The sequence below is a fragment of the Streptomyces sp. NPDC002324 genome (assembly GCF_053593335.1).
Map to the genome: position 1 here is coordinate 1 of NZ_JBSFCF010000061.1, position 14,007 is coordinate 14,007.

The 14,007-nt window shown below is 72.4% G+C and carries 11 protein-coding genes; 8 read left to right on the top strand and 3 right to left on the bottom strand.

Annotated elements, in window-relative coordinates; all coding sequences use genetic code 11:
- Nucleotides 1-171 precede the first annotated feature (171 nt).
- The 3 genes from ACWCRJ_RS41960 to ACWCRJ_RS41970 form a co-directional block, all read right to left on the bottom strand.
- Complete coding sequence (locus ACWCRJ_RS41960; RefSeq protein WP_450944245.1) at nucleotides 172-939, bottom strand: ThuA domain-containing protein; 768 nt, start codon at nucleotides 937-939, stop codon at nucleotides 172-174.
- A gap of 3 nt (nucleotides 940-942) precedes the next feature.
- The gene (locus tag ACWCRJ_RS41965) at nucleotides 943-1,707 is read right to left on the bottom strand and encodes an SDR family NAD(P)-dependent oxidoreductase (RefSeq protein WP_450944246.1); all 765 of its coding nucleotides are present in this window, start codon (nucleotides 1,705-1,707) and stop codon (nucleotides 943-945) included.
- A gap of 66 nt (nucleotides 1,708-1,773) precedes the next feature.
- The gene (locus ACWCRJ_RS41970) at nucleotides 1,774-3,069 is read right to left on the bottom strand and encodes an acyl-CoA dehydrogenase family protein (protein WP_450944247.1); all 1,296 of its coding nucleotides are present in this window, start codon (nucleotides 3,067-3,069) and stop codon (nucleotides 1,774-1,776) included.
- Nucleotides 3,070-3,267: 198 nt separating this feature from the next.
- Between ACWCRJ_RS41970 and ACWCRJ_RS41975 the strand changes: the two genes are divergently transcribed.
- The 8 genes from ACWCRJ_RS41975 (at nucleotide 3,268) to ACWCRJ_RS42010 (ending at nucleotide 14,001) form a co-directional block, all read left to right on the top strand.
- Entirely contained in the window at nucleotides 3,268-4,806 is a 1,539-nt protein-coding gene (locus tag ACWCRJ_RS41975; RefSeq protein WP_450944248.1) for an AMP-binding protein, read from the top strand.
- A gap of 103 nt (nucleotides 4,807-4,909) precedes the next feature.
- Complete coding sequence (locus ACWCRJ_RS41980; RefSeq protein WP_450944249.1) at nucleotides 4,910-5,515, top strand: histidine phosphatase family protein; 606 nt, start codon at nucleotides 4,910-4,912, stop codon at nucleotides 5,513-5,515.
- A gap of 56 nt (nucleotides 5,516-5,571) precedes the next feature.
- The gene (locus tag ACWCRJ_RS41985; RefSeq protein ID WP_450944250.1) at nucleotides 5,572-6,762 is read left to right on the top strand and encodes an acetyl-CoA C-acyltransferase; all 1,191 of its coding nucleotides are present in this window, start codon (nucleotides 5,572-5,574) and stop codon (nucleotides 6,760-6,762) included.
- 19 nt (nucleotides 6,763-6,781) lie between these two features.
- Nucleotides 6,782-7,795: a PDR/VanB family oxidoreductase gene (locus ACWCRJ_RS41990; protein WP_450944251.1), complete on the top strand. Its 1,014-nt coding sequence runs from the start codon at nucleotides 6,782-6,784 to the stop codon at nucleotides 7,793-7,795.
- Between the two features lie 126 nt (nucleotides 7,796-7,921).
- Nucleotides 7,922-11,152, top strand: a complete 3,231-nt coding sequence (gene icmF, locus ACWCRJ_RS41995) for a fused isobutyryl-CoA mutase/GTPase IcmF (protein ID WP_450944252.1) — start codon at nucleotides 7,922-7,924, stop codon at nucleotides 11,150-11,152.
- 84 nt (nucleotides 11,153-11,236) lie between these two features.
- Complete coding sequence (locus tag ACWCRJ_RS42000) at nucleotides 11,237-12,097, top strand: 3-hydroxybutyryl-CoA dehydrogenase (RefSeq protein WP_450944253.1); 861 nt, start codon at nucleotides 11,237-11,239, stop codon at nucleotides 12,095-12,097.
- 189 nt (nucleotides 12,098-12,286) lie between these two features.
- A complete protein-coding gene (locus ACWCRJ_RS42005) occupies nucleotides 12,287-13,177 on the top strand; it encodes a calcium-binding protein (protein ID WP_450944254.1) in 891 nt (296 codons plus the stop codon).
- Between the two features lie 161 nt (nucleotides 13,178-13,338).
- Nucleotides 13,339-14,001: a hypothetical protein gene (locus tag ACWCRJ_RS42010; RefSeq protein WP_450944255.1), complete on the top strand. Its 663-nt coding sequence runs from the start codon at nucleotides 13,339-13,341 to the stop codon at nucleotides 13,999-14,001.
- The last annotated feature ends 6 nt before the right edge of the window (nucleotides 14,002-14,007 follow it).

The following is a 14,007-nucleotide window of genomic DNA, read 5'->3' on the forward strand; positions in this document are numbered from 1 at the left end:
GGCTCGCGCCCCCTGCCCCCGCCCCCCTTACGGGGGCGCGGGGAACTGCGCGAACGGGGTCCGGGGCGGAGCCCCGAGGATGGGACGGGTAGGGCGGCGGGGGCGAGGACAGTCCCGGCGGCGGGGGCGAACCCGTTCCGGGTCGAAGCATCCCGCCGCCGATCGTCACGCTCAACCGCCCACCGCCCGCTCCACACAACGCCCCAGCACCGTGAGGAACTCCGGTGTCTCCCACGGCCCCCGGTCCACCCGCCCCGTGTCCGCGACCCCGAGGTCCTGTACGTCGTAGCGCCCCCGGCAGTGGCCGAGCGTGAAGTAGCAGACCTCGCCGAGGCCGTGGCGCCTGAGATACAGCACCGGCCGGGGCGCCCGGTCGAGGGCCGCCGTGTCGCCCTCGGCGAAACCCCGGCACGGGCCCGTGTACTCGGTGTGCAGCAGCACCTCCAGCTCCCCGTGCAGCTCGCACACATACAGCTCGTCGGTGACCGTGAACGGTTCGATCCCGGCGACCAGCGGATGATCGGGCCGGGTCACCCTTACCTCGTACGGCGCGATCGGCGGGTGGGCCAGGAACCGGCTGCCGAGCACGACGGCGACGTCGCCGAGGAGCCGGGGTGTGGTGAACACCCGTGGCCCGCCGGGAGCGGGCGGCTCGATCACCGCGTTGGTGCCGTGCAGGGCCAGCCAGCGCCCGCCCCGCTCGACGAACCGTGCCAGCGCGGCCTGCTCGGCGGGACCGGGCCGGACGTCACAGGTGTAGGTGATCAGCAGGTCCGCCTCGTCCAGCGCGGCGGTGTCGGCGTAGTCCTGGAAGACCGTCGTACGCACCCGCGGATGCGCGGCGAGCAGCTCCAGCAGCCGCAGCCGCGCGTGGTCGAAGTCGTGCCATCTGCCGCCGCAGACCAGTACGGCGTCCAGCCGGCCGGCCGGGCCCGCCACGGCTCAGTACTGGACGCGGGTCAGCAGCCCGCCGTCCACCACGAGGTTGACGCCGACGCAGAAGGAGCCGGGCCGCCCGAGCAGGAACGCCACGGCGGCCGCCACGTCCTCCGCGGTGCCGTAGCGGCCGATCGGCAGCTTGGCGAGGACCTCCTCGTACACCTCCGGACGGCTGGTCCGGATGGTCTCCCAGGCGCCGCCGGGGAAGTCGATCGGGCCGGGCGAGACGGTGTTGACGCGGATGCCCTTCGGCGCGAGCGCGTGCGCGAGGGCCGCGGCGTGCTGGACCACGGCGGCCTTCAGGGCGGAGTAGGAGTTGGCGCCGGCGGGCCGGGCGGTGTCGGAGGCGTTGGTGGTGCCGATCGCGACCACGGCGGCCCGGTCGGAGGCCTCCAGGTGGGGCAGGGCCGCCTCGACGAGTCCCGCGAAGGGGATCAGGTCGCCGCGCAGGCTCGCCTCCCACGACTCGGGGCCCTTGACATTGCCCGCGGAGACGTTGGACACCAGCAGGTCCAGTCCGTCGAGGGCGTCGGCCGCCCGCGCCACGAAGCCCGCGAGCGCGGCCGGGTCGGTGACATCGACCGGCTCGGCGAACACCGTCGCGCCCTCGCCGCGCAGTTCGGCGGCGGCCTTGGCCAGCGCCTCCTCGCCCCGGGCGCAGAGCGCCAGCGCGCAGCCCTCGGCCGCCAGGGAGGTGGCGATCGCCCGGCCGATGCCCCGGCTGGCGCCGGTCACCAGCGCCTTCGCGCCTGTCAGTCCCAGATCCATGGGGTCACTCCTTCGTGATGGGTGATGGGTGATGGGTGGTGGGTGTGCCGTCGCTCGGTCGGTCGCTCAGTCGCCGGTGAGCCGGGAGAAGGGCACTCGGTCGGCGCGCGGCTCCGGCGGCAGTTTCAGGACGCGTTCGCCGATGAGGTTGCGCTGGATCTGGTCGGTGCCGCCGGCCAGTCGGTAGCCGGGGGCGCCGAGCAGATGCTGCGTCCAGGCAAACGTGCCCGGCTCCCCGGTGTCGGCGCAGATCCGGGCGCCCATGAGGTCGGCGGCTAGCTGTCCGGTGCGGGTGAGCAGGTCGGAGGCCATCAGCTTGGTCAGCGACGCCTCGGGGCCGGGCCGGCCGCCGGTGGCGCTCGTCCTCGCGACGCGGTCCACGGTGGCCGCGCGCAGCTCGGTGCGGACGTACAGGTCGGCGAGGCGCTGGCGGACCAGCGGGTCGTCGGTGCGGCCGAGCGAGCGGGCGAGGGCGAGGACGTCGGTGAAGGTGCCTCCCTTGCGCCTGTTGCCGCTGCCGGAGGCGGTCCGTTCGAAGCCTAGGGTGGTGGTGGCGACCTCCCAGCCCTGCCCCGGGCGCCCGATGCGGAGCCGGTCCGGGACGCGGACACCGCTGAGGAAGACCTCGTTGAAGGAGGCGCCGCCGCTCATCTGGCGGATGGGGCGCACGTCCACGCCGGGGGCGTCCATCGGGACCAGGAAGGCGGTGATGCCCGCCTGTTTGACGACGTCCGGATCGGTGCGGGCGAGCAGCAGGCCGTAGTCGGCGAACTGCGCTCCCGAGGTCCACACCTTCTGCCCGTCGATCACCCAGTCGCCCCCGCCGCCGGCTTCGGCCGGGCGGGCGGTGCCCGTGTCCTCCTGCCGGGCGCGGGTTCGTACGGCCGCGAGGTCGGAGCCGGCGCCTGGTTCGCTGAAGAGCTGGCAGGCCAGCAGGTCCGTGCGCAGGAACGGACGCGCGAAGTCGCGGCGCTGCTCGGCCGTTCCGAACAGCGAGACGGCCATCGCGACCAGCCGCACGGTGACACTGATCAGCTCGGTGGACGGCGGTACGTCGAAGGCCGACTCCTCCTCGGCGAAGACCGCCACGTGGGCGGCGCTCAGACCCGCCCCGCCGAGGTCCGCCGACAGCGTCAGCGCCTGGTAGCCGGCGTCGAAGCGGGCCCGCTGGTAGGCGCGGCAGTGCTCCAGCAGCAGGCGCTCGCCCGCTTCGGGGAGGTTGTGGAAGACCGCGAGGTCGGCGTCCGCGGTCGTCTCCGGCGTTCGCGCGGGGTCGAGGACGGTGGCCAGCCACTGTCGGACCTGTACGCGCCAGGAATCCGGATCGGGCGGGGACACGACTCCTCCCTGGAACGGGGACATGACTCCTCCTTGGAACGGCACTTACCAGATGACAGTTGCAGTAACGGCGATCAGTCAGCGTCCGAATCATCCGCCCGACCATGAGGGGATGTGCTCGGCGTGGGTCAGAGTGTTCCGCACTTTCTTGATAAACGCTACAGTCAGCGCATCGACTCTCCCGGATCGCGGGAGAGGACCGAGGAGCCGCCCGGAGGAGCCATGTCGCAGTTGCCGCTCGACCGTCGCGTCCGGAGCACCCCGGACCGGCCCGCCCTGGTGGACGACTGGGAAGTGCTGTCCTGGTCCGCACTCGCGGACCAGGTGGCGCGGGCGTCGGCACGGCTGCTGGAGATCGCGCCCGGCCCGCACGACCGGGTCGTCGTGCTCGGCGACAACGCCGCCCCGACGCTGGTGGCCCATCTGGCCGGACTGCGAGCCGGCGTGGGGACCGTCGCCGCGTCCCGGCATCTGACGTCGGGCGAACTCGTGGACCAGATCATCGACGCGGGCGCCACCGGCATCGTCGCCGGACCCGCGGGCGCGGGCGCGGCCCTGGACGCGGCCCGGGAACTGGGCCTGCCGCTGGTGCTGCACGGGACCCCGGCGATCGGGCACGCCTTCGACTGGGACCTGTGGCTGGCGGCAGCCCCCGCCGGACTCGCCGTGCCGGGGGACCGCCCCGCCCGGCCGCCCCTCGTCTACACCTCGGGCACGACCGGCCGGGCGCGCGGCACCGAGGTGCGCTGGGTGAGCGGTCCGGTCGCCGACAGCGCCGCCTATCTGGCCGCGATCTCCGCCCGGTCCGGTTTCCCGCCGGGCCCGCACCTGGTGTGCGGCCCCCTGCAGCACAACGCGCCCCTGACCGCCCTGCGCCATCTGGCGGCGGGTCAACCGGTGGTCGTACTCGGCCGGTTCGATCCGGAGGTCTGCCTCAGCCGGATCGCGAAGTGGCGGGTGACCTCCACGGTCATGGTGCCCACCCACTTCCAGCGACTGCTCGCCGTGCCGCGCGAGACGCGAGCCCGGTACGACGTCACCAGCCTCACGCAGGTCTCCCACACCGGGTCCGCGTGTCCACCGGACGTGAAGCGGGCCATGATCGAGTGGTTCGGCCCGGTGCTGACCGAGTCGTACGGCGCGAGCGAGGCGGGCACCGTGGCCCGTATCGGCAGCACCGAGTGGCTGGCCCATCCGGGCTCGGTCGGCCGCGCCCACCCTCCCTTCGAGGTCCTGGTGACCGACGACGACGGCCGGCCGCTGCCGCCCGGCGAGCGGGGGCTGCTGGCGTTCCGGGCGCCCGAGGACCGAGGGGTGCGCTACCACGCGGACCCCGACAAGACGAAGTCCGCCTACCTCGCGCCGGGCGTCTTCACCCTCGGCGACATCGGCTACGTCGACGCCGACGGCTACATCTTCATCACCGACCGGGCGGCGGACGTCGTGGTCTCCGGCGGTGTGAACCTGTACCCGGCCGAGAGCGAGGCGGTGCTGCGCCGGCACCCGGCGGTCGCCGAGGTCGCGGTGATCGGTGTGCCCGACCCGGACTTCGGCGAGTCGCTGCGGGCGCTGGTCGTGGCGGCCGGAGACGACACGCCGACCGAGGAACTCGACCGCTTCTGCCGCGACCGGCTGGCCGCCTACAAATGCCCGAAGTCCTACGAGTTCGTCCCCGAACTCACGCGCAACGCGATGGGCAAGCTCGACAAACGCGCGATGCGCCGCCCCTACTGGCACTCCGAGCGGACCATCGCGGGCTGAACCCGGCCACCGGCACCCGAAGCCCCACCACCCACCACCCACCACCCACCGGCTGCCGGCAGCCGGCCCACGACGCCCTCCGCCCTCGTACGAAGGACCCTCCATGACCGAACTCCTCCTCATCCGGCACGGCCTCCCCCTGGCCGGCGTGTACGACCCGGGGCTGTCGCCGGAGGGCACCGCCCAGGCGGAGCGCCTCGCCGCCTGGCTGGTCCACGAGGACGTCGACGCCCTGTACACCAGCCCGTTCCGGCGCGCCCGCGAGACGGTGGCGCCCCTGGAACGGCGCACCGGCATGACCGCGGCCGTGCTGGACGACCTGCGCGAGTGGGACACCGACGTCTCGCACCCCTACACACCACCGGAGCAGATCGGCGCGGACGATCCCCGGGCGGCGGCGCTGGCCGAGGGCCGGTACGAGGACTTCGTGCCCGATCTGGACTGGGACGCCTTCCGCGCGCGTGCCGTACGGGCCATGGACACCGTCTTCGACGCCCACGCCGACGGGCGGATCGCGGTGGTGTGCCACGGCGGCATCACCAACACCTATCTGGCGACCGTGCTCGGCCTGCCCACGATGTTCTGGTTCCACCCCGGCTACACCTCGGTCAGCAGGGTGCGGCGGCTGCCGGGCGGCCGCATCGTCCTGCACTCGGTGAACGAGACGGCCCACATGATCGCCGAGCGCGCCGTCGACGCGGTCGCCTGACCCCTCCCCTCGTCCCCCGGGCCGACCCGCCCCGTCCCCCGCAGGAGGTTCCGGCCATGCCCGGATCCGTCATCGTCTCCGGTGCGAGAACACCCGTCGGCAGGCTCATGGGCGCCCTGAGCACCGTGTCCGCCGTCGATCTCGGCGCCCATGCCATCGGCGCGGCGCTGGCCGCCGCGCCGCTCGACCCCGCCGCCGTGGAAGCCGTCGTCATGGGCCAGGTCGTCCAGGCCGGGGCGGGCCCGAACCCGGCGCGGCAGGCCGCCGTCCGCGCCGGGATCCCGTTCTCCGTACCCGCGAGCACCGTCAACAAGCTCTGCCTGTCGGGTCTGCACGCCATCGCCCTGGCCGACCTCATGATCACGTCCGGCCGGCACGAGGTGGTCGTCGCGGGCGGGATGGAGTCCATGTCGGGTGCCCCGCATCTGCTGCGCGGTGCGCGCGGGGGCTGGAGGTACGGCGGCGCCGCGGTCGAGGACGCGCTCGACCGGGACGCCCTCGTCTGCGCCTTCGACAACGTCTCCATGGGCGCGGCCACCGAGCGGTACCAGCAGCCGTTCGGGCTGACCCGCGAGGAGCAGGACGCGTACAGCGCGCTCTCCCACCGACGGGCCGCACGCGCCCGGGAGTCGGGTGCGTGGGCCGACGAGATCGCGCCCTGCATGGTCCCGGGCCGGCACGGCGAGACGGTGGTGGACACCGACGAGGGCATACGGCCGGACAGCACCGCCGAGAGCCTGGGGCGCCTGCGTCCCGCGTTCTCCGACGGGGGCACCGTCACCGCGGGCAACTCCTCACAGCTCTCCGACGGCGGCGCGGCGGTCGTCGTGATGAGCGCGGAGCGCGCCCGGCGCGAGGGTCTGACCCCGCTCGCCGAGATCGGCGCCTACGGCACCGTCGCGGGCCCCGACCCCTCGCTGCCGGCCCAGCCGGCCGGGGCGGTCCGCGACGCCCTGGCCCGGGACGGCCGACTCGACGCCGCCGACGTGGATCTGTTCGAGATCAACGAGGCGTTCGCCGGAGTCGCCCTCGCCTCCGTCCGGGAGCTGGGCCTCCCCCTGGACAAGGTGAACGTCAACGGCGGCGCCATCGCCCTCGGCCACCCGGTCGGCATGACGGGCGCCCGCCTGGTCCTGACCCTCGCGGCGGAACTGCGACGACGCGGCGGCGGCACCGGCGCGGCGGCCCTGTGCGGGGGCGGCGGCCAGGGCGACGCACTGCTGCTGCGCGTACCGGCGCAGGCCTGAACCCCGGAGCTGACACACCATGAACGACCGACTGCCCCCGGCCGGGACGATCCTGACCGTCGAGACCCGCGCCCCCGCCGCCGACGGCGTCGTCACCCTCACCCTGCGCCGCCCGGACGGCGAGCCGCTCCCCGCCTGGACACCGGGCGCCCACATCGACGTGCTGCTGGACGGCGACGACCGCGACGAAGCCGCAGCCGGGACCCTGATCCGGCAGTACTCCCTGTGCGGGCACCCGGAGCGACGCGGGTCCTGGCAGATCGCCGTACTGCGGGAGCCTCGGGGGCGCGGCGGCTCCGCGTACGTCCACGACCGACTGCGCGAGGGCAGCACCGTCCGGGTCCGCGGGCCACGGAACAACTTCCCGCTGCGGCCCGCCGGACGGCAGCTGTTCGTCGCGGGCGGCGTCGGCATCACGCCGATCCTTCCCATGGTCGAGGCCGCGGCGGCCGCGGGCACCGACTGGCGCCTGCTGTACGGCGGCCGCACCCGCACCTCCATGGCGTTCCTGGACCGTCTCGCCCCCTACGGCGACCGCGTCCTGATCCGCCCTCAGGACGAGTACGGCCTGCTGGATCTCGGCGCCTTCCTCGGCCCGCCCGCGCCGGACACCCTGGTGCACGCCTGCGGTCCCGAGCCCCTGCTGCGGGCCGTGCGGGAGGCGTCGGCCGGCTGGCCCCCGGGGACGCTGGGCGTCGAGCGGTTCGCCCCGGCAGAGACGGCCGGGGCGGCCGGGGCGGCCGGGCCGGCCGACACCGGGGCGTACGAGGCCTTCGAGGTGGAGCTGGTCCGCTCCGGGCTCACCCTCACCGTGCCGCCGGACCGCTCGGTGCTCGAAACCCTGGAGGAGGCCGGCGTCGCGGTGGACTTCTCCTGCCGGGAAGGCACCTGCGGCACCTGCGAGACCGACGTGCTCGACGGCGAACCCGAGCACCGCGACTCCCTGCTGACCGAGGAGGAGCGGGCGGCCGGCGAGACCATGCTCATCTGCGTCTCCCGTGCGTGCGGACCCCGCCTGGTCCTCGACCTGTGACCAGGAGGCCGTCACCCGAGCGGCCCTGTGCCGCTGCTCACATCAGCGTCGCCACTTCCGGCAATTTAGTAGGACGTCCTAGTATCTCTGCAGCAGAGTTTCAGCGACCCGTCCGGGAAGGCCCCCATGAGCGACCTGCACCAGCCCGTGCACCCCGTCCGTCTGGTCACGGCTTCGGCCCTGTTCGACGGACACGACGCGTCGATCAACATCATGCGGCGGATCTTCCAGTCCCAGGGCGCCGAGGTGATCCACCTCGGACACAACCGGTCGGTCCGCGAGGTCGTGGACGCGGCGCTGGAGGAGGACGCCCACGGTGTGGCGGTCTCGTCCTACCAGGGCGGACACGTGGAGTACTTCGAGTATCTGGTCGAGTCGCTGCGCGCGCAGGGCGCCGACCACGTCCGTGTGGTGGGCGGCGGCGGCGGTGTCATCGTGCCCGAGGAGATCACCCGGCTGCGGGCGAGCGGGGTGACCATCTTCTCCCCGGAGGACGGTCAGCGGATGGGGCTGGCCGGGATGGTCAACTCGGTCGTGCGGGACTGCGACTTCGACCTGTGGGACGGCAAGCCGGCCGACGCCGCCGCCGTGCTCGCGGGAGACCGGTTCGCGATCGCCCGTACCGTCACCGGAGCCGAACTCGGCAAGCTCCCGGCCGACTTCCTGGCCCAGCTGCGGGCCGCCGCCGCGGCCCGGGTCACCCCGGTCCTGGGCATCACCGGAACCGGCGGTTCGGGCAAGTCGTCGCTGACCGACGAACTGGTGCGCCGCTTCCGCGTCGACCAGCAGGACAAGCTGCGGATCGCCGTGATCGCGGTCGACCCGACCCGCCGCCGGGGCGGCGGCGCCCTGCTCGGCGACCGCATCCGCATGAACTCCCTCGACGGCAGCCGGGTGTTCTTCAGGAGCCTGGCCACCCGCGGCAGCCGGGAGCTGCCCGAGCACCTGACCGACGTGATCGACGTGGTCAAGGCCGCCGGGTTCGACCTGGTGATCGTGGAGACGCCGGGCATCGGCCAGGGCGACGCGGCGATCGTGCCGTTCGTCGACACCTCGCTGTACGTGATGACACCGGAGTTCGGTGCCGCCTCGCAGCTGGAGAAGATCGACATGCTCGACTTCGCCGACGTCGTGGCGATCAACAAGTTCGAGCGGCGCGGCGCCAAGGACGCGCTGCGCGACGTGGGCCGTCAACTGGTCCGCAACCGCGAGGCGTTCGGCATGCGGCCCGAGGACATGCCGGTGTACGGCACCTCCGCGGCCACCTTCAACGACGACGGGGTCACCGCGCTCTACCAGCATCTCAAGGCCGCCCTGGCCGACAAGGGTTTGCCGCTGTCCGGGGGCACACTGCCGGTGGTCGACGCGCGGCACTCCTCGGGCATCCGCCAGGTCGTGCCCGCCGACCGGGTGCGCTACCTCGCCGAGATCACCGACTCCGTCCGCGCCTACCACGCCGAGACCGGCCGGCTCGCCGAGGCCGCCCGACGGGTGCAGCGCCTGGACGCGGTCAGGGGCGAACTCCTCGACGCCGGCCTCGGCGCGGACGACGTGGGTTCGCTGCTGGAGGGCGCCCGCCGACGGCTCCCGCACGACCTCGTCGAGAGAATCGCGAACTGGCCCGCCGTCATCGCCTCCTACTCGGGCGACGAGCAGGTCGTGAAGGTCCGGGACAAGGAGATCCGTACCAAGCTCACCCGTGAGTCGCTGTCCGGCAACAGGATCCCCCGTGTCGCGCTGCCCCGCTTCACCGACCACGGGGAACTCGTGAACTTCTGGCGCCGGGAGAACCTCCCCGGCCACTTCCCCTTCACCGCCGGGGTGTTCCCCTTCAAGCGCGACGGCGAGGACCCGGCCCGTATGTTCGCCGGCGAGGGCGATCCGTTCCGCACCAACCGGCGCTTCAAGCTGCTCTCCGAGGGCCAGCCGGCCACCCGGCTGTCGACCGCGTTCGACTCGGTCACCCTCTACGGCCGCGACCCGGACGAGCGCCCCGACGTGTACGGCAAGGTCGGCACCTCCGGGGTGTCGGTCGCCACGCTGGCGGACATGAAGGCGCTCTACGACGGCTTCGACCTGGTCGCGCCCACGACCTCGGTCTCCATGACGATCAACGGACCCGCGCCGACCGTCCTGGCGTTCTTCCTCAACACCGTCATCGACCAGCGGACCGAGCGGTTCCGCGCCGCCGAGGGCCGCGCCCCCTCTCCCGAGGAGGCGGCAGAACTGACCGCGCACGCGCTGGCGAACGTGCGCGGCACGGTGCAGGCCGACATCCTCAAGGAGGACCAGGGCCAGAACACCTGTCTGTTCTCCACTGAGTTCTCCCTGCGGATGATGGCCGACATCCAGGAGTGGTTCATCGCGAACCAGGTCCGCAACTTCTACTCGGTGTCCATCTCCGGCTACCACATCGCCGAAGCCGGGGCCAACCCCATCAGCCAGCTGGCCTTCACCCTGGCCAACGGCTTCACCTACGTCGAGGCCTACCTCGCCCGCGGCATGCGCATCGACGACTTCGCCCCGAACCTGTCGTTCTTCTTCTCCAACGGCATGGACCCCGAGTACGCGGTCCTCGGCCGCGTCGCCCGCCGCATCTGGGCCGTCGCGATGAAGGAGAAGTACGGCGCGAACGACCGCTCGCAGAAGCTGAAGTACCACGTCCAGACCTCCGGCCGCTCCCTGCACGCCCAGGAGATGGACTTCAACGACATCCGCACCACCCTCCAGGCCCTCATCGCGATCTACGACAACTGCAACAGCCTGCACACCAACGCCTACGACGAGGCCGTCACCACTCCCACCGAGGACTCCGTGCGCCGGGCCCTGGCCATCCAGCTGATCATCAACCGGGAGTGGGGGCTGGCCATGAACGAGAACCCGCTCCAGGGGTCGTTCATCGTCGACGAACTCACCGACCTGGTCGAGGAGGCGGTCCTTCAGGAGTTCGAGCGGATCAGCGAACGCGGCGGTGTGCTCGGCGCGATGGAGACCGGCTACCAGCGCGGCCGTATCCAGGACGAGTCGATGCTCTACGAGCAGCGCAAGCACGACGGCACCCTGCCCCTCATCGGCGTCAACACCTTCCGCAACCCCCACGCCGACACCGCCGAGCCCGGCGTCATCGAGCTGGCCCGCGCCACCGAGGCGGAGAAGCAGTCCCAGCTGGAGCGCGTGCGGGAGTACCAGGCCCGCCACCGGGACCCGGCCCACGCCGCCCTGACCGCCCTCAAGGACGCGGCGGTGAGCGGCCGCAACGTCTTCGCCGTCCTCATGGACGCCGCCCGGGTCTGCTCGCTCCAGCAGATCACCGAGGCGTTCTTCGAGGTCGGCGGCCAGTACCGCCGCAACGTCTGAACCGAGCCAGTACCGCCGCAACGTGAAGCAAGCCCGCAAGCCCCGCGCGGCACCACGCGCGGGGCCCAGCAGATAGGACCCCGGATGGATCCCGTCACCCGCCTCGGCGTCGTCGGCTGCGGCCTCATGGGCTCCGGCATCGCCGAAGTCGCCGCCCACAGCGGCCTCGACGTCCGCGTCGCCGAAGCCACCCACGACGCCGTCGAAGCCGGTCGCCGTCGTATCACCGCCTCCCTCGACCGGGGCGTACGGCGCGGCAAGCTCAGCGAACAGCAGCGGGACCGGGCCCTCGCCGGGCTGTCCTTCACCCACGACCTCGGGGACATGGCCGACCGCCAGTTCGTCGTCGAGGCCGTCGCCGAGAACCGCGACATCAAGACCGAGGTGCTGCGCGCCCTGGACAAGGCGGTCGAGGACCCCACGGCGATCCTCGCCACCAACACCTCCTCGATCCCCATCGTCGACCTCGCGGTCGCCACACAACGGCCCGCGCAGCTCATCGGCATGCACTTCTTCAACCCCGTGCCCGTACAGCGGCTGATCGAGCTGATCCCCGCCCTCACCACCAGCGAGGAGACCCTGCGGCGCACCCGCGCCTTCGCCGCGCAGCTGGGCAAGGAGGTCATCCAGGCACCCGACCGCTCCGGATTCGTCGTCAACGCCCTGCTCGTGCCCTATCTGCTCAGCGCGGTACGGATGGTGGAGTCCGGCGGCGCCCGCCCGGAGGACATCGACCAGGGCATGGAGCTGGGCTGCGCGCACCCGATGGGCCCCCTGCGGCTGCTCGACCTCATCGGCCTCGACACCGCGCAGGCGGTGGCCGAGTCGATGTACGAGGAGTTCAAGGAGCCGCTGTACGCACCGCCCGCGCTGCTGCGCCGCATGGTCGCCGCGGGGCACCTGGGCCGCAAGAGCGGCAGAGGCTTCCACGTCTACGACACGTGAACCGAGTTCGGCTTCGAAGCGGGCGTCCACGTCCGAGCCCGCGCTTCCGTCCCGCGCCGTACCGCCGTGCGGCGACGGTACATGGGGGCCGTCCCCCCATGTACCGCCCGGGTCCGCCTGACACCGTGGAACCGGCTCGACGCACCAGCGTGCGCGACCGGGCCGATTCAGGCGAGCGAGAGGGAGCCCATGGGCAGAACAGCGTTACTCCGGGTCGTGGTGGTGGCGGCGATGGCCGGTTCCGCGGTGACCTTGACCGGCGGGACCGCGAGCGCGGCCACCGGTGTGTTCAAGAGCGGGACCAGCGTGGTCGTGAACGCCGCGGCGGGACGCGCGAACAACATCACGGTCAGCCTGTCCGGGACCAACGTCGTCATCCAGGACACCTCCGACACCCTGACCGCCGGCATCGGCTGCTCGCTCCAGGGCAACGGCTCGGTGGCCTGCCCGGTGAGCCTGAACAGCGACACGGTCGTGGTCAACGCCGGTGACGGCAACGACATCATCACCAAGACCGGCAACGTCCGCGGTGAGCTGAAGGGCGAGTCCGGCAACGACGTCATCAACGGCGGCCCCAGCCCCGGCAGCAACATCCTCAACGGCGGCACGGGCAACGACACCCTGAACGGTGGCGTCACCTTCGACCTCCTCATCGGCGGCACCGGCGCCGACCGGCTCAGCGGCGGGGGCGGCGCCAGCGACATCGCCAGCTATCTGGAGAGCGGCTCCGGCGTCGTCGTGGACATCGACAACGCCGCCGACGACGGAATCGGCGGGGAGGGCGACAACGTCCTCACGGACGTCGAGATCGTCTACGGCAGCCAGTTCGGCGACACGCTCACCGGAGGCACGGCGGGCGACATCCTGTCCGGCTTCGGGGGCAACGACCTCCTGGTGGGCGGTACGGGCAACGACACCCTCGTCGGCGGCGCCGGCGGCGACAGCCACAGCGGCGGGGCCGGCAACGACACCCTCGACGCCGTGGACGGCGTGTTCGGGAACGACTCCCTCAACGGGGGCGCCAACACCGACACCTGCACCGCCGACACGAGCGACACCAAGAGTGCCTGCGAGGCGTGAGACCCGCGTCGGGCCGGATCGCGGGACCGCGGTCCGGCCCGACACCGGCAACGTGCACAATTCAGCCAGGACGTGCAACTGCCGACGGCTGAAACTCGTCCCTTGCTCCCGAGCCGACGAGGCTCACGGAGACCTCGCACACCCAAGATGGGGGACGAACCATGAGCCTGACGCCGAGGAAGAGCCGTCGCAGACCGGGCGCCGTCAAGGCAGCCGTACTGGGCATGTGCGCCGCGGGCGCGCTGAGCCTCGCCGGATGTTCCGCCGACGGCGGTACGGCGGACGCCGACGGTGACACGAAGCCGACCGCGACGGCGACGGGCGGCACCAAGGACAAGCCCGGGGCGAAGGCCGACACGACGGCCGACAAGTCCGACGCGAAGGTCTCCACGGACCCGGGCGGCGGGGGCAAGACCTCCGGTGGCGTTCCGGCCGCCTCCACCCCCTCGGAAGGCACCGGCGGCGCGGCCGACGACTGCGACCACAAGATGCCCATCTCCCCGGACGAGATCGCGGTCTACCGCTACACCCCGGAAGGCGGGTTCCTCAGCCTGATCGTCAAGCACGGCAACTGGGGATGCGGCACCCCGGACTCGGACGGCGCGCCGTTCGAGACCGTCGGCAAGGAGACCTTCATCCCGATGGACCAGGCCGCCGACATCACCGTCACCAACCCCATCGTGGAGAGCACGGAGAACCAGCCCATCGGGGTCCAGGAGTTCCTGGACTGGCTGGAGGCGCACCCGAACTCCGGTCTGGTCTTCACCTACCACCTCGGCGGCGACGGCTCCATCGACCGCCTCGACGAGGTCTTCACGCCCTGATCCTCA

Bases quoted from the DNA above. Each gene is read 5' to 3' on its own strand.
- ACWCRJ_RS41985 (WP_450944250.1), top strand. From the start codon at position 5,572: ATGCCCGGATCCGTCATCGTCTCCGGTGCGAGAACACCCGTCGGCAGG.
- ACWCRJ_RS42005 (WP_450944254.1), top strand. From the start codon at position 12,287: ATGGGCAGAACAGCGTTACTCCGGGTCGTGGTGGTGGCGGCGATGGCC.
- icmF (WP_450944252.1), top strand. From the start codon at position 7,922: ATGAGCGACCTGCACCAGCCCGTGCACCCCGTCCGTCTGGTCACGGCT.
- ACWCRJ_RS41980 (WP_450944249.1), top strand. From the start codon at position 4,910: ATGACCGAACTCCTCCTCATCCGGCACGGCCTCCCCCTGGCCGGCGTG.
- ACWCRJ_RS41990 (WP_450944251.1), top strand. From the start codon at position 6,782: ATGAACGACCGACTGCCCCCGGCCGGGACGATCCTGACCGTCGAGACC.
- ACWCRJ_RS42000 (WP_450944253.1), top strand. From the start codon at position 11,237: ATGGATCCCGTCACCCGCCTCGGCGTCGTCGGCTGCGGCCTCATGGGC.
- ACWCRJ_RS41970 (WP_450944247.1), bottom strand. From the start codon at position 3,069: ATGTCCCCGTTCCAGGGAGGAGTCGTGTCCCCGCCCGATCCGGATTCC.
- ACWCRJ_RS42010 (WP_450944255.1), top strand. From the start codon at position 13,339: ATGAGCCTGACGCCGAGGAAGAGCCGTCGCAGACCGGGCGCCGTCAAG.
- ACWCRJ_RS41965 (WP_450944246.1), bottom strand. From the start codon at position 1,707: ATGGATCTGGGACTGACAGGCGCGAAGGCGCTGGTGACCGGCGCCAGC.
- ACWCRJ_RS41975 (WP_450944248.1), top strand. From the start codon at position 3,268: ATGTCGCAGTTGCCGCTCGACCGTCGCGTCCGGAGCACCCCGGACCGG.